The following is an 18,959-nucleotide window of genomic DNA, read 5'->3' on the forward strand; positions in this document are numbered from 1 at the left end:
GACTGATTTGATGTTTAAATTACACACTTCGCTTGTTGGAACGGCCGTTGCGGCCGTTCTTGCTGTTTCTGCCACCTCTGCCGTTCATGCCGGCTTTGATGAGGGTGTAAAGGCCTATGAGGCCGGGAATTATGCAGACGCCCTGCAGGAATGGTTGCCGTTGGCGCGGAATAACGACCCGGCGGCCATGCGGAATGTCGGACATCTTTACCGGCGCGGTTTGGGCGTTCCAAAGGACCCGGCCGCAGCGGTGAACTGGTACAGGAAGGCCGCCGACCTCGGGTTTGCCCGGGCGCAGGCCAATCTTGCTACCATGTACCTGAAAGGCGAAGGGGTCGATCAGGATGACGCCCAGGCCTTCGAATGGTTTGAAAAGGCCGCCCGTACCGGGCATGTGATTTCTCAGTATAACCTTGGCTTGATGTATGAGTATGGCAAGGGGGTTGAGAAGGATCAGCCGAAAGCCCTTGGCTGGTACAATATGGCCGCAAAAGCCGGCCATCAGCCGTCCCTCGACAAATTGTCCGTACTGGTTAGCGGATCTGCGGCGGATACCGCCCCCTCCCATCAGGAGGAGGAAAGCGCAACCGCAACCGCTACCGCCGCCGCCACTCCCACTGTAACCCCGCTCCCGAAAGAGCCTGTCAATAATGAGCCTGTAGAGGCGGCGAAGCCGACCGTGGAAAGTGCGGAAAAGGCGGTGAAAACCGTACCGGAAACCGCTGCCCCGGCCAAGGCACCCGCACCGGATCATCAGGCCCTGATGGCCAAGGTCCAATCCGCTGAAGGGCAGAGCGAAACGGCGCCGGTGCAGGCGAGCATGCCTGCCGAAACGGGAGCAACGCAGCCCAAGAAGGACCCGTTCGCGCCATCCTCCACCACCGGACAGCCGACGGTTTTCAGTAAGCAGAAAAGCCCTGAGCCGGTCTTGGAAGGCAAGGTCGCGGAAAGGCAGGTCGAAACCACACCAGCCTCTCAGGATACGGAAAGCAAGGGTTTCTTTGCGTCCCTGAAATCCCTGTTTGTTGAAACACCTGCGCCAGCCGCAAAAACGACGGGCGTGGCCACTTCCGCTGCTGCGGGCGCAACAGCCGGTGCCGCCGCCGCTGTCTCCTCCGCCCCTGAGCGGGATGCACCCGCCGATCAGTCAGTCCTAAGCCGGGAAGACGTTGCTTCTGCCACTCCGGCAGGGGAGCCAGCCACGCCATCCCGTCCGGCGGTGGTGGCCTCCACGGCGGTGACAACCGGCGCTGGATTGTCCCTGAACGAACAGCTGGAAATGGCGGAACTGGCCTATAGCCTGCAGGAATATCAGCAGGCCTTGACCGTCTGGGCCCCCCTTGCACAGCAGGGAAATCCCGAGGCGCAGTACAATCTTGGGCGGATGTTCCATGATGGAAACGCCGTGCCGGTGGACCGGGTTCGTGCCTACTACTGGTGGCAAAAGGCCAGCGCGAATGGTTCTGCAGAGGCAGGCCAGTCCCTATCCGAACTGGAGAAGTCTTTGACCTTCCTTGAAAAGCGGCAGTTGAACAGAAGTAACTGACCGAAATATAAGGAATAAAGTCTGGTCAAGCTGGTTACAGTTAATATATCCTTGTTACAGGACAGTGATATTGTCCGGTGTCACGCTATTCAACGGTAATGGTTGGTAACTCCTTCTATGAAAGATCCTTACAGTATTCTGGGCGTATCAAAAAGCGCCAGTCAGAAAGAGATCAAATCGGCCTACAGGAAGCTCGCGAAACAGTATCACCCGGACACCAATCCGGGGGATGACAAGATCGCGGATAAATTCAAGGAGATTTCTGCGGCCTATAATATCATCGGGGATGAAAAACAACGCGCCCGCTTCGACCGGGGGGAGATTGACGCCTCCGGTCAGGAACGGGCGGCCTATGGATTTGGCGGCGGCGGTGGCGGTTTCCGGGGCGGTCAGTCCCGAAGCTATCGTCAGGAAGACGACATTTTTGGCGGCGGCGCCGAGGATATCTTCTCCGAGATTTTCGGCAATTTTCGCCGGGGCGGTGGCCGTGGCAGCCGCCCGGTCAAGGGCCGGGACAAGGTTTTCGCCATCGAGGTGACGTTCAGCGAGGCCGCGGTTGGCAGCACCCGCAGGCTTACCCTTGGTCAGGGGGGGAAGACCCTTGATGTAAAGGTTCCCGCCGGGATTGAGGATGGCAAGCAGATCCGCCTGAAAGGTCAGGGGGATCCCGGGGCTGCAGGTGGTCCGCCGGGCGATATCCTGATCAATGTTACGGTCAAGCCCAGCAGCGTTTTTGTGCGCGACGGCGACAATGTAATCGTGGAACTTCCCGTCAGCCTGCCCGAGGCTGTTCTGGGCGCGAAGGTGCCCGTCCCGACAGTGGACGGAACCGTTAATTTGAAAATTCCTGCCGGATCCAATACCGGATCGACCCTGCGCCTGAAGGGCAAGGGGATCATGCGGGCAAAAGCCGGAACGCGAGGGGATCAGTTGGTCCGCCTGAAAGTTGTGCTGCCGGAAACGCAGGATGAGGAATTGCAGGATTGGGTGTCGAAATGGTCTGAGGGCCATCAGTATGACGCCCGTTCCAAGTTTGCCGGAAACACATAGTTTCCAAAGCGGGTTTAAGTCTTTGACTGCATTTTTGTTGCAGGATAAGTAAAGAGCGTATGATCAAATTAGGTTACTAGATAACGGGATTCACGTATGACTGAGCACAAGGGCCTGATGGCAGGTAAAAAGGGATTGATCATGGGCGTTGCCAACGGTCATTCCATTGCCTGGGGAATAGCCAAGGCGCTTCACGAGCATGGAGCCGAGATTGCCTTTACCTATCAGGGGGAAGCCCTTGGTAAACGGGTAAAGCCGCTGGCGGAAAGTGTCGGGTCCGATACGGTACTGGAATGTGATGTAACCGACGAGGCGTCCATCGACGCTGTGTTTGGGGCGCTTGAGGAAAAGTGGGGTAAGATCGACTTTCTGGTCCATGCCATTGCCTATTCCGACAAGAACCAGCTTCGGGGCAATTTCACGGATACAACCCGTGACAACTTCCTGATGTCCATGGATATCTCCTGCTACTCTCTGATTGCGGTATCAAAGCGGGCGGCCCCCCTGATGAGTGACGGCGGCAGCATTGTGACCCTGACCTATTACGGCGCAGAACGGGTTATTCCCCATTACAACGTCATGGGCGTTGCCAAGGCCGCGCTGGAAGCGTCTGTTCGCTATCTGGCGGTTGAGCTGGGACGCAAGAATATCCGCGTCAACGCCATTTCCGCCGGTCCGATCAAGACGCTGGCGGCATCCGGCATTGGTGATTTCCGGTATATCCTGAAATGGAACGAATATAACTCGCCATTGAAGCGGAATGTCACCATCGAGGATGTGGGCGGCTCAGCGCTGTATCTTCTCAGTGATATTGGCGCAGGCGTTTCCGGTGAAACCCATCATGTGGATGCCGGGTATCATGTTGTCGGCATGAAGGCGGAAGACGCCCCCGACATGACACCCGGTTCCTGATTTTTCCTAGTTCCAGACGGTATTCATTATGTCTCATAACAGTTTCGGCCATATGTTCCGGGTCACAACCTGGGGGGAAAGTCACGGTCCTGCCCTTGGCTGTGTTATTGACGGGGCGCCGTCCCTGATCGAGATCACGGAGCCGGAAATCCAGCATTGGCTGGACCGCCGAAAGCCGGGGCAAAACCGCTTCACCACCCAGCGGCGGGAGCCGGATACCGTCAAGATCCTGTCTGGCGTGTTCGAGGGGAAAACCACCGGGACGCCGATCAGCCTGATGATTGAGAATGTGGATCAGCGGTCCAAGGATTACGGGGACATCAAGTCCAAGTTCCGTCCGGGCCATGCGGATTTCACCTATCAGACAAAATACGGCATTCGCGATTACCGCGGCGGCGGTCGGTCCAGTGCCCGCGAGACAGCGGCCCGTGTGGCCGCCGGTGCCATCGCCCGCAAGGTTCTGGGGGACGGGGTGCAGATCAAGGGATACCTGACCCAGATCGGTGACCGGAAAATTGATCGCAGCCGTTTTGATGAAGCCGAGATCGACAAGAACGCCTTCTGGTGCCCCGACCCGGTTATGGCCGCGGAATGGAGTGAATATCTGGATGGTATTCGTCTTGGCGGGTCTTCGGTTGGTGCGGTGATCGAGGTCGTTGCCTCTGGTGTGCCGGCCGGACTTGGTGCCCCGATCTATGGCAAGCTGGATTCCGATCTGGCCGGTGCCATGATGACCATCAATGCCGTAAAGGGTGTTGAAATTGGCGAGGGCTTTTCTGCGGCGGCGCTGACCGGTGAGGAAAATGCCGATGAAATGCGGAAGGGCAACGAAACCTCTCCCCGTTTTCTCAGCAATCACGCGGGCGGCATTCTGGGTGGTATCTCAACCGGGCAGGATGTTGTTGTCCGCTTTGCCGTGAAACCGACCTCGTCCATCTTGCAACCCCGACAGACAGTTGATCTTGAAGGGGCCGAGACCGATATCATTACCAAGGGTCGCCACGATCCTTGTGTGGGAATCCGGGCTGTGCCGGTTGGCGAGGCCATGATGGCCTGCGTACTGGCGGATCATTTGTTGCGCCACCGTGGCCAGAACGGATAAATGCCCAGAAATCAGTACCAAGTAAAACCAAAAAAGGGTTGAGAACTGACCCGAATAATCAAAAAAAACCAGGAGGAAGTTATGTCCCAGCCAGATTATATCCACGCCCTTGATGTTCCGGTGCCGTCTCGTGACGAACTGGATGAGGGAACGCGGAAATATTTCGAGCTTTGCGACGAAAAGCTGGGGATGGTCCCGAATGTTCTGGCGTCCTACAGCTTTGATGCCACCAAACTGCGCGCCTTCTCTGACATGTATAACGACCTGATGTTCAGTGAGTCCGGCCTGAGCAAGCTGGAACGCGAAATGATTGCGGTCGTCGTTTCTTCCGTCAACAGCTGCTACTACTGCCTGACAGCACATGGTGCGGCCGTACGCGAACTGTCCGGTGATCCGATCCTTGGCGAACTGATGGTCATGAACTATCGCGCTGCGAAACTTGAGCCGAAGCAGAAAGCCGTTCTGGACTTTGCCTACAAGCTGACAAAGACCCCGAACGAGATCGAGGAAGCGGACCGTCAGGCCCTGCGCGATGCCGGTTGGACTGACCGCGATATCTGGGACATCGGTGCGACCGTCGGTTTCTACAACATGAGCAACCGCATGGCTGCCACCATCGACATGATGCCGAACAAGGAATATCACTCCCAAAATCGTTAAATTCGATTAATCGAATATTAATGTGATCCTGCTAGGGTCAGTCTTGGTTCTTGCCGTTCAGGCTTCAGAAGGAAGCCGGAAACTCTTGAAAAGAGAAAGGTAAAACGATGACTGACCTGATTGCGGGCTTTACGGCCTCACGTTCCTATCGTTCTTTTGCCGAGGCCTCTCTCCTGACCCGCCCCGATACGGGGTTGCGGTCTTTCTCCCTGCAACGGGTGCAGGAAGCCTCCTTCAGCTTTGATGCCCTACTTTTGGATGATCACAGCGCCCCGCTTGTCTCCCTGCCATTTGGCGAGGGTGACAAGTCAGCCGATGATATTCTGGCGGCCTTATCCGAAAAACTTGAAGGTTTTTTGCAGCCCTTCGGAAAGGCCGGGGGGGACCTTGTCGCTCTTCAGGCCAAGGCGCTTCATTCCCTGTCCGATTTGATTGAGGGCACTGCTGCGGATGCGGCGGCCTTGTCCATTGATATCCGTTTCGCCCGGACCGAGCAGACCTATGGGGTCAGTGGGTCCGGCCAGACGGGAATTTTCAGTGGTTTCGCGCTGGAAATCAGTGTGTCGACGGCACTGGTGGATTTCGATCCGGGCCGTTCAATGGTGATCAGCATGGCCGGGGAGCGGGTTGAGTTTTCCAGCCTTCAGATGATCGAGGGGCACCGCCTGGGGGTGTTCCGCCGTCCGGCCCCCGGACTTGGGGTCATGCCCGAATGCGCCTCGGAACAGGCGGAGGAAGCCCGGAAAATTATTGCCTTTCTGAAAGAGACGCGCAGGCAGATCAAGGCCTTTCAGGAACCGGAAGAGCGGGCCTATCGCGGGGTTCTCTATCAGGCTGTACAGAGCTTTTCCGGGGTCAGCGTCAGGGTGTGATACGGCTGCCTTCCGGTAGCGGGGGAAGGGCCTTGCGGGCTTCCGCCCGGATCAGGTCGGCCATCAGGTTGGTCCCCGGTCCCGCCTGATCCGCCTTGGGAACCACAAGGCACAGGGTGACCGAGCGATGCAGTTCGTGCCGGGTCTCGATAATTTTTAAATCGCCCCGCTCGATGGCATCCGCAAAGACATGCTTCGGGGCCCAGCAGAACCCCGTGCCGGACAGCAGGATTTCCCGGGCATGTTCAAAACTGCTGACCGTCCAGCGTTGCTCTGATTTCAGCCATCCCATATCTTTCCGGCGGGGCGAGGTGGTCTTGTCGCTGATCACCAGTTGCAGGGAACCTGCCAGTTCTTTCTGTGTGGCCGGGCGCCCGGCCTTGATCAGGGGGTGGTCCTTGTGGGCGTAGGGATACAGAACCATATGGGTCAGCGGTGTCCCGAGATAACCAGACGGCACATAGGGGGCGATGACAATATCCGCTTTCCCTTCCTCAATGGCTTCGATGGCACTGTTCAGGACCACTTCATCAATGCGCAGGCGGGTTGACTGGTTGCGTTCCCGAAAGGCATGCAGGGCCGGGGTCAGGGCGTGTTTTGGAAAGATATTTTCAACGGCGATGGTGATTTCCGGCTCCCAGCGTTCCTTGGCAAGGCGGGCGAAGGTTTCCAGTTCGTCCGCGTCTTTCAGAAGTTGTTGCGACCGGCGGCGCAGGACCGTCCCAATGGGCGTCAGTTTCAGCTTCTTCCCCTCCACCGTTATCAGGGTCAGGCCCAACTGGTCCTGCAACTTGGCAATGGCGTGATGCAGGGATGAATGGCTGCGGTTCAGATGCTCTGCTGCTTTCAGGTATCCGTCATGATCAATCACGGCATTGAACAGAGCCCATTGTTGCAGGGTGATGGTGGGAAAGCGGCTCATTCGGGGCCTCGTCTGGAAAGTATAATTGTCTTTAAAATAGACAATTATTGGTGAAAAATATCAATTTCTTTTCTTTTCGTAGACTATATTTTTCTGGTGAGAGTTATTCCGGTTTGGAGATAAGTAAATGGAAAAATTGAACCCGTTTGTCAGCCTGGTCGCCCGCATTTTGCTGTCCATCATGTTTGTCATGGCCGGGTACGGAAAAATTGGCGGTTATGAAGGCACGCAGGGCTATATGGAGGCCATGGGGGTTCCGGGCAGCCTGCTGCCGTTGGTGATCCTGCTTGAACTGGGCGGGGGTATCGCCCTGATCGTCGGGTTCCAGACCCGCATTGTTGCGTTTCTGCTGGCCGGCTTTACGTTTCTGGCAGCCCTGCTGTTCCACCTTCAGCCTGACGACCAGATGCAAATGATCATGTTCATGAAGAATGTGGCTGTGACAGGCGGCTTGCTGCTGCTGGTGGCGCATGGTGCCGGTGCGCTCAGCATTGATGGCAAGCTGAAAGCCTCAAGAAGCTAAGGTCTTATCAAGGTCTCGCATGAAAAACCCCGCTGTATGGCGGGGTTTTTTGTTATCGGACCTTGGATGCGGCCTCTTGCAGCAGGGACGGTTCCGCACCCTCCAGATGGGCGTTTTCTGAAATATGCCGCCGCCAGGCCTTGGCGCCGGGGCGTCCCTGAAACAGGCCCAGCATATGCCGGGTGATGGATTTGAGGGGGACGCCTTTCTTCATTTCCCGCTCAATATAGGGAATGATTTCGGTGACCACCTGATGGCGCTCCGGGGCATCGTCGCTGACGCCGTAATAGCGGGCATCGATGGCGGCCAGAAAATAGGGGTTCTGATAGGCTTCCCGTCCGATCATCACGCCATCCACATGTTGTAGATGCTCGTCAATCTCTTCCAGCGTCTGGATGCCGCCATTGATGATGATCTCCAGATCGGGGAAATCCTGTTTCAGCCGATAGACACGGGGGTAATCCAGCGGCGGAACGGTTCGGTTCTCTTTCGGGCTGAGGCCGGTCAGCCAGGCCTTGCGGGCATGAATGATAAAGGTCTCGCAGCCCGCGCCCCGAATAATGTCCGTAAACCGGCTCAGATGTTCATAGCTGTCCAGATCATCAATACCGATGCGGTTCTTGACGGTGACGGGAAGGGCTGTGCTGTCCTTCATGGCGCGGACGCAGTCGGCAACCAGTTCCGGCTCTGCCATCAGGCAGGCGCCAAACCGCCCGTTCTGGACCCGATCGGACGGACAGCCCACATTGAGGTTAATCTCCTGATAGCCATACCCTTCGGCAATCCGGGCGCATTTCGCCAGATCGTCCGGGTTGCTGCCCCCCAGTTGCAGGGCCAGCGGTTGCTCCGCCGGATCAAACGCCAGATGCCGCGCCTCATCCCCAAACAGGATGGCCCCGGTGGTCACCATTTCCGTATAGAGCAACGCCCGCGACGTGATCAGCCGCAGGAAATACCGGTCATGACGATCCGTCCAGTCCATCATGGGCGCAACGGATACGGTTCTGTCGATCTGCATGGAGTCCAAACCTCTACGATATAAACTGCCCCTGATATATGAAAAGCGGGGCCGATAGGGAAGGGAAAACCGGTTTTATTGCGGATCAGGCGTCGGTTTTGTCCCTTTTGCCGGGCAGCGGGTGCCACAGGCGGGCGCGGGCGATGATCAGGAATTCCTGTGCGCGCTGCACTGCCGGTGACTTGGCGGCCGCAGGCACGGACGGTTCAAGGGCGAGGCCGATGGACAACTCGCCGGTTTCCGGGTCCATATCGCGAATGATCAGTTCCACATCTCCCAGCAGCATGCGATCCCCCCGCCCCAAGGGCTTGGTCAGGTGCTTCTTGAGGAAGTCACCGGTGGAAATGCCGGCCTCTTCTTCGGGAACAGGAAAGCCGTACAGGGCGGAAATGCTGCCGATCGGGGTATCCGGCACAATGGAAAATTCGCCGAAATAGTCCAGATCCTCGTCCGACAGCACCAGTTCGCTGGCGAACAGGCGGTCCAGCAGGGGGATCAGGCGGGGCGGCACGAAGATATAGACATAGTCGCCGGGTTGCGGTCGTCCGGCTTCGTGCATCTGCATGGAGCGGTCATTGCGGACCACAAGGGATGGCCGGGCCCAGCGGGGAATGCGCTCCCCCTTCGAGACGGGGCAGTCTTCGGCAATCCGGTAGGAAACCAGTTCATGATTGGCGTTGCCGGGTAGCTCCAGTTCGATTTTCTCGACCGCGCCGGTATCGGGAGGGATGATCAGCCCCAGCCATTTGGCGAGCGGGCGCACGGTCCAGCCCTGCAGGAGGAGGGAGGTCAGCACAATGATAAAGGCGGCGTTGAACAGGGTCTGCCCGCTTTCCAGCCCACCAACAATGGGCAGAATGCCCATCAGCACCGATACTGCCCCGCGCAGACCGACCCAGGCGATAAAGGTTGTCTCGTTACTTTTGAAGCCAAACGGCATCAGGCACAGCCAGATGGCCACGGGGCGGGCCACCAGCATCAGCAGCAGGCCGATCACCACCGCCTGCCACGCGATGGCGGGAAAGGCGGACGGTGTGGCCAGAAGACCCAGCATGAGGAACATGGTGATCTGGGCAATCCAGGTCAGGCCTTCCTGAAAGCGGCGAAGCGTCAGACTGCCGGTCAATTCCATGTTGCCCATGACCAACCCGGAAATATAGACGGCAAGAAAGCCGCTGCCACCCAGCAGGCTGGTGGCGCCGAAAATGCTGAGGGCAAAGCCAAGAATGATGATCGGGTAGAGGGACGGTTCCAGACGGATGCGGTTGATGGCATGCACCGCCAGAAACGAAAAGCCGAGCCCGCAGGCAATGCCAAGCCCCATCTGGGTCACGAAGGCATTCAGGAAATCCCATGAAAGGACCTGCTGGCCCTCGCCGCCAGCCATGGCCATTTCCACCAATGTCACGGTCAGGAAGATGGCCATCGGGTCGTTGGAGCCGGATTCCACTTCCAGAACCGAACGGATACGGTCCCGGATATGAATGCCACCAACCCGCAGCAGGAAAAACACGGCCGCCGCATCGGTGGAGCCGACAATAGCCCCAAGAAGCAACGCTTCCAGCCAGCTCAGGTCGAGAAGGTAGCGGGTGGGGATGGCAATCAGCAGGGCGGTCAGAACAACCCCGATGGTCGCCAGCAATATGGCCGGGGCCGCCGCCACCCGAAAGGTCTTGAGGCGGGTGCCAAAGCCACTGTCAAACAGGATGACGGCAAGGGAGATACTGCCGACAAAATAGGCGACAGGGGCATTTTCAAACGCGATACCGCCAATGCCGTCCTCGCCGGCGATCAGGCCAATACACAGAAAAACCAGAAGAAGAGGGGCGCCCACCCGAAAGGAAATCAGGCTGGTGAAAACCGAAATGACCACAAGCCCCGCACAGATCAGGGTGGCAAGTGCAATTGTTTCGGTCATTCAGGGTCTCTCCTTGTCAGGTAAGTGTCGGCTCGTTTTCCCCGCCGCATCAGGCCGGTTATGGTGCTGTGTAATCGTGGCGTTTCCGTGGCCTTCGCCCGTTGCGAAGACAGCGGGCCGGTCTCCAAAAGAGCACCAGAGGCATATGGGCGCCGGACTGGAAGTCGGGTTGGGTTTGGTTGCAGGAATATAACAGGGGCAGTGTATCCGTTTCGCGCCGTTTTTTCCAGTCGAAGACGGGCGGAGGTGTTGTTTTTCTTGTCAAAAGTCCGCGTCCGGCGTCGATGCCACGGAAGTGGGGCAAGGGCGGTTTGGGGTGGATTGACCGGGGGATTGATGTTTATGCTGGCCACCATGAATTTCCGGTCCGGTTAGGGGAAAGGTGGTCAGGGATATGGCAGCCCGCATTGAGTTTGTTAATCATTCATCGGTTCTTGTGTCCAGTGACACGGTCGCGGTGTTGAGTGACCCCTGGTATTTCGGATCGGTGTTCCACAAGGGGTGGAGCCTTCTGGTGGAAAATGACGATGCCTATATTCGGCAGCTTCTGGAGCGGACCACCCATATCTGGATCAGCCACGAACATCCCGATCATTTTTCGCCGCCTTTCTTCATGAAATACCGGGATATCCTGCAGCAGCGGAACATCCCGATCCTGTTCCAGAAGACGCGGGATGGCCGGGTCACTGACTTTCTGGAGGGCAAGGGGTTTCAGGTAATCGAAATCCCGGAGGGGGAGCGTTATTCCCTGTCCGAGGATTTCACTGTCCGAATTGCGAAAAGCGATCTTTATGATTCCGCCCTGCTGATGGAGGTGGAGGGGCAGACGGTGTTCAACCTGAATGACTGTCCGCTGCATGAAGACAGGACCTTGCAGGCCTTTCAGGACCGATATGGCACCTGCGATGTGCTGTTGACGCAATTCAGCTACGCGGCGTGGAAAGGCGGGCGGGATAATGCAGCATGGCGGCGGCGGGCGGTTCGCTCCAAGCTGAACGCCATGCGAAAGCAGTTCCGCTATCTGTCCCCCAAGAAGTGTATTCCGTTCGCGAGTTTTGTTTATTTCTCAAACGACCTGAACCGCTACATGAATGACGAGGTGAACACCCCGGACAAGGTGCTTGCGGCCCTGAAGGATGAAACGCCCGAGATTGTGTTCATGCAACCGGGCGAGGTTCAGCCGCTTGAAACGCTGGCCGCCCGGCCGGAGAGTGCCCGCTGGTGGCAGGAGGCTTTTATCCGGGCATCGGACCTGCCGGGTCTTCGGTATGAGGAGAGTTTCAGGCCTGAGGAACTGGCGGCGGGTTTTAAGGAATACCAGAAACGGATATTCCGGAAAAATTCCCGGACCATCATGGGGCTGGCGGCCCGATTGCTGCCCCTGAAGCCTTTCGGAAAAACCCGCATCCGCCTTGCGGAGAGCGGGCAGGTGGTCGAGATCGACATGATGAAGGACTTGCGGGTTGCGGCAGGGGAGGCCGATGTGGAGATGCATTCCGCATCGCTCGACTTCATGTTTCGGAACGAGTTCGGCTTTGACACCCTGTTTGTGAACGGCTGCTTTGAGGAAAGCGCGCCGGACGGGTTTTCCCGGTTTGCCAAATGTTTTGCCATTGGCAACCTGAACGCCATGGGGCTACATATCGGGCTGTCCCTGCTGGGGCGTCTGGATGTGATTTTCCTGCTGATCCGCAAAATGAACTCGGTTCGAAACAATGTCTCGAATGGCGGTGCGGCGAAGGAAGCCACCAGGGGATAGGGGCGGGAAACCGGGCCGTTTGTAAAAGGTCTTTGATCCGGCAGGCCTGTTCCTGTAAAAGAAGGCGCAGTTAAACCCGCATTTACGTACAGCATCAGGATTGCTTTCATGACCCGTCATCTTATTACGTCCGCTTTGCCTTACATCAATGGTGTCAAGCATCTGGGTAATCTTGTCGGATCCATGTTGCCTTCCGATCTGTATGCCCGTTTTCTGCGGGCGCGGGGCGAAGAGGTTCTGTTGATCTGTGCGACGGACGAACACGGCACCCCGGCAGAGCTGGCAGCGCGGGCCGCAGACCAGACCGTAGAGCAGTTCTGTGCCGAACAGCATGAGGTTCAGGCCCGGCTTGGCGAGGCGTTTAACCTGTCGTTCGATTATTTCGGCCGGTCTTCCTCGCAGCAGAACCACGAACTGACCCAGCATTTCGGCAACAAGCTGTTTGAAAACGGCTTTATTGAAGAGCGCGTGACGAAGCAGGTTTTCTCTGTGGATGATGACCGCTTCCTGCCGGACCGGTATGTGGAGGGAACCTGCCCCCACTGCGGATATGACAAGGCCCGGGGCGACCAGTGTGAAAGCTGTACCCGTCTTCTTGATCCAACGGATCTGGTCGAGCCGCGTTCCGCCGTTTCCGGCAGCACCAATCTGGAAGTCCGGGAAAGCCGGCATCTGTTCCTGCTGCAATCAAAACTGTCCGATGAAATTCGCGCCTGGGTGAATACGCACCCGGACTGGCCGGTTCTGGTGTCCTCCATCGCCCTCAAGTGGCTGGACGAGGGGCTGCATGACCGGGGGATCACCCGCGATTTGAAGTGGGGCGTCCCCGTTGGCCGCGAAGGCATGGAAGACAAGGTTTATTATGTCTGGTTCGATGCGCCGATCGAATATATCGCCGCCACCAAGGAATGGGCAGACAAGGACCCTGAAAACCGGGACTGGAAGTCATGGTGGTACGAGGCCGAGGATGTGCGCTACACGGAATTCATGGCCAAGGACAATATCCCGTTCCATACAGTGACCTTCCCGGGCACGATTCTGGGCAGCCGCGAGCCGTGGAAGATGGTGGACTATATCAAGGGCTTCAACTGGCTGAACTATTACGGGGGTAAATTCTCCACCAGTCAGAAGCGCGGTATCTTCATGTCCGATGCCATCGAGATGCTGCCTGCGGACTACTGGCGCTATTATCTGCTGGCCAACGCCCCGGAATCATCTGACAGCAGCTTTACCTGGGACGGGTTCGCCGGAACCGTGAACAAGGACCTGGCGGATACCCTTGGCAACTTTGTAAACCGCATCCTGAAATTCTGTTCTTCCAAGTTCGGGTCCGCCCTGCCGGAAGGCGGCGAGATTGGCGAGCGGGAAAAAGAACTTGCCGCGACCCTTGCCAAGCGGATTGAGGCCTATAACACCCATATGAGCGAGTTGCAGATCCGTAAGGCCATGCAGGAGCTGCGCGCTATCTGGGTTATGGGCAACGAATATCTGACGGAAGCAGCCCCGTGGACGGCCTTCAAGACCGACCCGGATGCGGCCGCCGCCAGCTTGCGCATTGCCATCAACCTGATCCGGGTGTTTGCCATCCTTGGTGCGCCGGTTATCCCGGACGCGTCTTCCCGCCTTTCCGAGGCGCTGGGCCTTGGTCTGACAGATCGGGACTGGATCGAAGGCGATATGATGGATGTCTTGCAGACCCTGAAGCCGGGCCACGAATTTACGGTGCCCGATGTTTTGTTCCGTAAGATCAGTGATGAAGAAATTGCGGAATGGGAAAGCCGGTTTGGCGGAAGCGATGCCGAATAAGCTGCAATAAACGGTTTTTCCAGCAATGGAATGGAAGGGGGCTTGACGGTGGTTAAGCCCCCTTCGTCGTTTTCAGGGGAGAGAGGCAGGTCAGGCGACCGGGGCAATTGTTAATGTTCTGGAATAAAATTGTGAAATTTCAGCAAGGGGCGACAGGCATCGCGAGTGATTTTCAACAATGAAGCGCCTGATTTCGGGAAAACCAGAAAGTGAGTCTGGTTTTTTATTTAAGTAAATATTTTCCTCTTTCATTAAAAGTAATTAAGTTTTGATTTTAAGTGTAGTTGTTTATTGTCGTTTTTAAGTAGAGTTATACTCATTTGCAGTTTTTATGTTTTGTTTTTAAGTAAAAAAAATAATTTAAATAAATAATGTATTTATTATTATTTGTTTCGTAAATTTTTACCAAATAATTAATTAATAATTTACCTCAAAAAACGCACCCCGTTTAACTATTGATTAATTATTTGATGTCAAATTCCTAATCAAGGCGCGAGGCAAGGCGAAAACTTGGAAAGCGCTTTACGAAGATAAAGGGCTTTTCGAGGGGCTGCATGACGCACGCTAAGAAAGTCTGAACAAGGGGGAGAGATCCTCCGTTTCAAAAAGCCAAGTTTGAAATTCAGGATGACCGTCCTGTAGCTTGTTAGGAGAATGACTATGCTGAAATTGTTCCGTTCATTTGCAAAAGACGAATCTGGTGCCACAGCGATCGAGTATGGCCTGATTGCCGCTCTGGTTGCTCTGGTTGGTGTTGTCGGCTTTACCGCCCTCGGCGACACAATCCTTGAATCTTTCGGTGAAATCGCCAGCACACTCTGTGAAGGTGCCGGGGGTACTTATACTGCTGCTGCCGCAGCGACTGCTGATGCAGAGGCAACGGCTGCCGACTGTTCATTCAGCTAATGAATGCGGGGGCTGCGCTGGCAACAGCGCAGCCCCGTTTTTTCAGGGGCATGCCCTGTTTTTTTGTCTGAGGGGAGGGTGTCGTGGATTTTCGGAAACGTCTCAAGGCCAATGAAGCCGGCGCAACCGCCATCGAATATGCCCTCATTGCCGCCCTTATTGCCGTGGCCGGGGTTGTGGCCTTCACGGCGACCGGCACGACCATCAACGAATCCTTTATTAACATTACCGATGGTTTCTGTGCGGCGGTTGGTGGTACCTTCTCTACGGATGAGGGTGGCACCGGAAGTTGCACTTTCTCGTGATCTTCGGAACAGCGGCGCAGATATTGTTTCCGAGAGATGAGCTCCGATAAAGGGATAGCCCCTAAAGGAAAGATATGTGGGTACAGACTGTTTATAATCTCACCATCCTTATTGCCGCCTGTCTGGTTCTGTATGCGGCTTTCTCGGACTTCAAGGCTTTCCATATCTCAAATTATATCAGCATTGCGCTGGTTGCCCTTTATCCCGTGGCGGTTCTGACCGCGCCGGTTGATGTGAACTGGGTTGCCGGGCTTTCTGTTGGGGCGGGGGCGTTTGTCCTTGGTTTCGGGCTTTTCGCGCTGGGGCTATTTGGCGGCGGCGATGTCAAACTGATCTCTGCGCTTTGTCTTTGGGCGGGGATTGATCACCTGTTTTCGTTTCTGATCTATATGGCCTTGGCGGGCGGATTGCTGGTGGTTTTTGTGCTGGGGCGGGAGGCGTTTCGGAAATCTGATGAGGCTTCTGGCACACGCGGCGGGCTTCGGGCCGCTTTGCGGGCGCGGGCGCCGGTTCCCTACGGTGTTGCCATCGCGCTGGGTGGTCTGAAAGTGTTTTATTCCTACGCCTATATTAGTGGAATTGATTTTTAATTTCCCGGTTTAACAGGAAATTAAGCAGTCCCGCGATAGATTTTCTTCCAATCGAAATATCTGGAATTGTTACTATGGCTCGCAAAATCATTCTTGTCGTATTCGCGTTGCTGATTGCCGGAACAACCATATGGTTCGTTCGCAATTGGGCCGGAAGTCAGACACAACCGGTTGTCGCCAGCCCGGTCGCCGAGGTTGTTCAGAAGAAAGAGGAACCCAAGGTCAAGATTCTGGTTGCCGCACGGGATTTGCCCGCGGGGACGCTGGTCCGCGAAGAGCATCTTACCTGGCAGGTCTGGCCCAAGGCGGATGATCTGCAAGAGCGATATGTGGTTGAAAATGTCCGGCCGATGAATGAGTTTTTTGGAACCGTGGTCCGGCGGGGTATCACAACCGGCGAGCCAATCACCGACAGCCGCACCGTCCGGCCCGGCCAAAGCGGCTTTCTGGCTGCGGTTCTCAGCCCCGGAAGTCGGGCCATTTCCATTGATATTGACGCAACATCGGGGATTGCCGGTTTCATCTTTCCGGGGGACCGGGTTGATGTTGTCCTGACCCACAGCGTGACCCGGGGCGCGGAAGGGGGCGAGGGGAGTACGCGCCATGCCAGCGAAACCGTTCTGACAGATGTGCGCGTGGTTGCCATGGACCAGTCCACCAACGACCAGAACCAGCAGGCCGCCGTGCGCCGGATTGCCACCCTTGAAGTGTCTCCGAAAGAGGTGGAGATCATTTCCGTTGCCCGCGAAATTGGCCGTTTGTCCCTGTCCCTCAGAAGTATCGCCAGAACCGAGGATGAAGAAAAATCCGAGGGTCAACCGGTGACCCTGACCGAAGAGCGGGGCCGGGGATACACATGGGATAGTGAAGCCAGTGCCCTGATTTCTGCACCGCGCCGTTCCGGCGGTACAGGTAAAACCGTTGTCGTGGTTCGCGCAGGAGCTGCGGACAAAAAGTCCTTCGATTAGGAGTATGGGAAATATGTCCAAGTTTCTGTCAAATCTGGCTGTTGCGGGCCTGATCTTCGCCTTCGCGGCCTTCCTGCCGAAATCCGCGGAACTGGCCGAAGTGATCAATGATGCGGGGGATCCGCTGCAACTGACCGTTGCCAACGGAAAGCTGATCAAGCTGGACCGTCCGGCCGCATCGGTTTTTGTGGGGAATGCGGACCTTGCCGACGTGCAGGTGCAGTCACCGACGATTATCTATGTGTTTGCGAAAACGACAGGCAAGACCAACCTGTTCGCGCTGGACAACAAGGGCAAGGTCTTGATGAATTCCCCGGTCCATATTTCCCATGATGTGGAATCTTTGGGGGCGGCCCTGAAGGATCTTGATCCCACTGGCGGATTGAAGGCCGTTTCCATGCAGACCGGGATTGTGCTGACAGGCCGGGCCGCAACACCGGATGTGGCCGAGGATGCCCGCCGCCTTGCAAGCCTGTATGCGGGGGACGGTAACGTCTTCAACCGGATTGTTGTCGAAGGGTCCATGCAGGTGAACCTGCGGGTGCAGGTGGCCGAGGTGGCGCGTTCTGTGACCAAGCAGTTGGGCGTCAACTGGGAAAATATCGCCACACCCGGAAAATTCCTGTTTGGTCTTGGTACAGGGCGGGATCTGGTTCAGGGAACCAATATCCTGCGGAGTGGCAACCAGTCAGCTCTGGCCCTTGGGTTTACGGACGGGACAACCAGTGTTTCATCGGTGATTGACGCGCTTGAGGAAGAAGGCCTGATCACGGTTCTTGCCGAACCCAACCTGACCGCCCTGTCCGGCGAATCAGCCAGTTTCCTTGCGGGCGGCGAATTCCCCATTCCGGTGCCGCAGGATGACGGGGTGATTTCCGTTGCCTATAAGGAATTTGGTGTTTCCCTTGATTTCACGCCCAACATTGTGGGGAACCGGCGCATCAACCTGAAAGTGCGCCCTGAGGTTAGCCAGTTGTCATCCCAGTCCGCGTTGAATGTGGGCGGCGTGTTCGTTCAATCCCTAATTACCCGGCGGGCGGAAACCACGGTGGAGCTTGCCAGTGGTCAGAGCTTTGTTCTGGGCGGCCTGCTGAACAGTGATCAGGACAATAACGTCACCAAGACACCCTTGCTGGGGGATCTTCCCATCATTGGCAGCCTGTTCCGCTCTACCGCGTTCCAGCGGAATGAAACGGAACTGGTGATCATTGTGACCCCGTATCTGGTCGAGCCGGTCAGTTCCCGCATTGCCCTGCCAACAGACGGCTATATCCCGCCGAACAGCAATGACAGCTACGTCAAGGGTGAACTGTTCAAACCGACAGCAGAGGCCCCGAAACAATCATCCGGAACACCGGCCCCGGCAACCGCGCTGGCAGGCCCGGAAGTCAAACTCGTCGGTCCCGCCGGCTTTATTATGGAGTGACGCAATGACGATGGTAATTTCGAACACGCGCCTGAAACAGGCCGGTATGGGGCTTCTTTTGGCCCTGACAGCGGCGGCCTGTGCGCCCATCGATCCGGAAACCGGCACCTTCGTCCAGACGGCATCGCCGGAAAATGCGACGCTGCAAAAGCAGATCAGCGTGGAAAAGGTGACACCGATCCTCAAGGTTTCCTTTGACCGGGGACGGGCGGACCTCTCGGACCTTGAAAAGGGAAGAATTCTGGATTTCGCGGTGGCGCAAAAGGCCCGCTATCGGGATGTGTTTCTTCTGGAATTGCCGCCGTTTAATGATGCTGCGGGCCTGAACGAGAAGCGGTTCGGCTCCATTGGCGGCTTTCTGGAAAATCAGGGCTTTCGCGTGGAGCCAAAAATCGTGAACGAAGCGGTTGGGGACGGCCTCCGCATTTACCGGGAACAGTATGTTGCAACTGTCAGTGATGAAAGCTGCAACAAGGGCTGGACCCGCCCGGCGGGCCTCAACTACGAAAACCTGCCGTTGCCCCATGTGGGATGTTCGACCGCCTCTGGATTGGTGCAGATGATTTCCAATCCCAAAGACCTTGTCGATCCTGCCCCCATGGGTGGATATGACGGTGAGCGGGCCGCAGCCGCGATCAAGGCCTATCGCAGCACTGGCGCGGATTCCGGCAGTTAA

Annotated in this window: 18 protein-coding genes; 15 read left to right on the forward strand and 3 right to left on the reverse strand. The window is 56.6% G+C overall.

Annotated elements, in window-relative coordinates; genetic code table 11:
- Positions 1 to 10: 10 nt before the first annotated feature.
- The 6 genes from FQB27_RS09080 (at position 11) to FQB27_RS09105 (ending at position 6,142) form a co-directional block, all read left to right on the forward strand.
- Positions 11 to 1,546, forward strand: a complete 1,536-nt coding sequence (locus tag FQB27_RS09080; RefSeq protein ID WP_169560684.1) for a tetratricopeptide repeat protein — start codon at positions 11 to 13, stop codon at positions 1,544 to 1,546.
- A 117-nt stretch (positions 1,547 to 1,663) separates the two neighbouring features.
- On the forward strand, positions 1,664 to 2,596 hold the full coding sequence (locus FQB27_RS09085; protein ID WP_169560686.1) for a DnaJ C-terminal domain-containing protein: 933 nt from the start codon (positions 1,664 to 1,666) through the stop codon (positions 2,594 to 2,596).
- A 96-nt stretch (positions 2,597 to 2,692) separates the two neighbouring features.
- A complete protein-coding gene (gene fabI, locus FQB27_RS09090; RefSeq protein WP_169560688.1) occupies positions 2,693 to 3,508 on the forward strand; it encodes an enoyl-ACP reductase FabI in 816 nt (271 codons plus the stop codon).
- Positions 3,509 to 3,536: 28 nt separating this feature from the next.
- Positions 3,537 to 4,610, forward strand: a complete 1,074-nt coding sequence (aroC, locus tag FQB27_RS09095) for a chorismate synthase (protein WP_169560695.1) — start codon at positions 3,537 to 3,539, stop codon at positions 4,608 to 4,610.
- Between the two features lie 81 nt (positions 4,611 to 4,691).
- Complete coding sequence (locus FQB27_RS09100; RefSeq protein WP_169560697.1) at positions 4,692 to 5,270, forward strand: peroxidase-related enzyme; 579 nt, start codon at positions 4,692 to 4,694, stop codon at positions 5,268 to 5,270.
- Positions 5,271 to 5,377: 107 nt separating this feature from the next.
- A complete protein-coding gene (locus FQB27_RS09105) occupies positions 5,378 to 6,142 on the forward strand; it encodes a hypothetical protein (RefSeq protein WP_169560699.1) in 765 nt (254 codons plus the stop codon).
- Here the strand turns inward: FQB27_RS09105 and FQB27_RS09110 are convergent.
- Complete coding sequence (locus FQB27_RS09110; RefSeq protein WP_169560700.1) at positions 6,132 to 7,064, reverse strand: LysR family transcriptional regulator; 933 nt, start codon at positions 7,062 to 7,064, stop codon at positions 6,132 to 6,134. The genes FQB27_RS09105 and FQB27_RS09110 overlap by 11 nt on opposite strands.
- Positions 7,065 to 7,191: 127 nt before the next feature.
- Here FQB27_RS09110 and FQB27_RS09115 point away from each other — a divergent pair, with 127 nt between their 5' ends.
- Complete coding sequence (locus FQB27_RS09115; protein ID WP_169560702.1) at positions 7,192 to 7,587, forward strand: DoxX family protein; 396 nt, start codon at positions 7,192 to 7,194, stop codon at positions 7,585 to 7,587.
- A gap of 52 nt (positions 7,588 to 7,639) precedes the next feature.
- Here FQB27_RS09115 and dusA read toward each other — a convergent pair whose 3' ends face one another.
- Entirely contained in the window at positions 7,640 to 8,605 is a 966-nt protein-coding gene (gene dusA, locus FQB27_RS09120) for a tRNA dihydrouridine(20/20a) synthase DusA (protein ID WP_169560704.1), read from the reverse strand.
- Positions 8,606 to 8,690: 85 nt separating this feature from the next.
- Positions 8,691 to 10,523: a potassium/proton antiporter gene (locus tag FQB27_RS09125; RefSeq protein WP_169560706.1), complete on the reverse strand. Its 1,833-nt coding sequence runs from the start codon at positions 10,521 to 10,523 to the stop codon at positions 8,691 to 8,693.
- A 394-nt stretch (positions 10,524 to 10,917) separates the two neighbouring features.
- On the opposite strand from FQB27_RS09125, the gene FQB27_RS09130 reads away from it, so the two are divergent.
- The 8 genes from FQB27_RS09130 to FQB27_RS09165 all read left to right on the forward strand — a co-directional run bounded on the left by FQB27_RS09130 (position 10,918) and on the right by FQB27_RS09165 (position 18,959).
- Entirely contained in the window at positions 10,918 to 12,282 is a 1,365-nt protein-coding gene (locus tag FQB27_RS09130) for an MBL fold metallo-hydrolase (protein WP_169560707.1), read from the forward strand.
- Positions 12,283 to 12,390: 108 nt separating this feature from the next.
- Positions 12,391 to 14,088 carry a methionine--tRNA ligase gene (metG, locus tag FQB27_RS09135; protein ID WP_169560708.1) on the forward strand — a complete coding sequence of 566 codons (1,698 nt, stop codon included), beginning with the start codon at positions 12,391 to 12,393 and terminating at the stop codon, positions 14,086 to 14,088.
- 660 nt (positions 14,089 to 14,748) lie between these two features.
- Complete coding sequence (locus FQB27_RS09140; RefSeq protein ID WP_169560709.1) at positions 14,749 to 14,994, forward strand: Flp family type IVb pilin; 246 nt, start codon at positions 14,749 to 14,751, stop codon at positions 14,992 to 14,994.
- An 83-nt stretch (positions 14,995 to 15,077) separates the two neighbouring features.
- A complete protein-coding gene (locus tag FQB27_RS09145; RefSeq protein ID WP_169560710.1) occupies positions 15,078 to 15,299 on the forward strand; it encodes a Flp family type IVb pilin in 222 nt (73 codons plus the stop codon).
- Between the two features lie 74 nt (positions 15,300 to 15,373).
- Positions 15,374 to 15,889, forward strand: a complete 516-nt coding sequence (locus FQB27_RS09150; protein ID WP_169560711.1) for an A24 family peptidase — start codon at positions 15,374 to 15,376, stop codon at positions 15,887 to 15,889.
- A gap of 74 nt (positions 15,890 to 15,963) precedes the next feature.
- Positions 15,964 to 16,857 carry a Flp pilus assembly protein CpaB gene (cpaB, locus tag FQB27_RS09155; RefSeq protein ID WP_169560712.1) on the forward strand — a complete coding sequence of 298 codons (894 nt, stop codon included), beginning with the start codon at positions 15,964 to 15,966 and terminating at the stop codon, positions 16,855 to 16,857.
- Positions 16,858 to 16,870: 13 nt separating this feature from the next.
- Positions 16,871 to 18,283 (forward strand): type II and III secretion system protein family protein, encoded by a 1,413-nt coding sequence (locus FQB27_RS09160; RefSeq protein WP_169560713.1) that lies wholly within the window; start codon positions 16,871 to 16,873, stop codon positions 18,281 to 18,283.
- Positions 18,284 to 18,287: 4 nt separating this feature from the next.
- Positions 18,288 to 18,959, forward strand: a complete 672-nt coding sequence (locus tag FQB27_RS09165; RefSeq protein WP_169560714.1) for a CpaD family pilus assembly lipoprotein — start codon at positions 18,288 to 18,290, stop codon at positions 18,957 to 18,959.

This window comes from Sneathiella chinensis (assembly GCF_012720115.1).
GTDB classification, from domain to species: domain Bacteria; phylum Pseudomonadota; class Alphaproteobacteria; order Sneathiellales; family Sneathiellaceae; genus Sneathiella; species Sneathiella chinensis.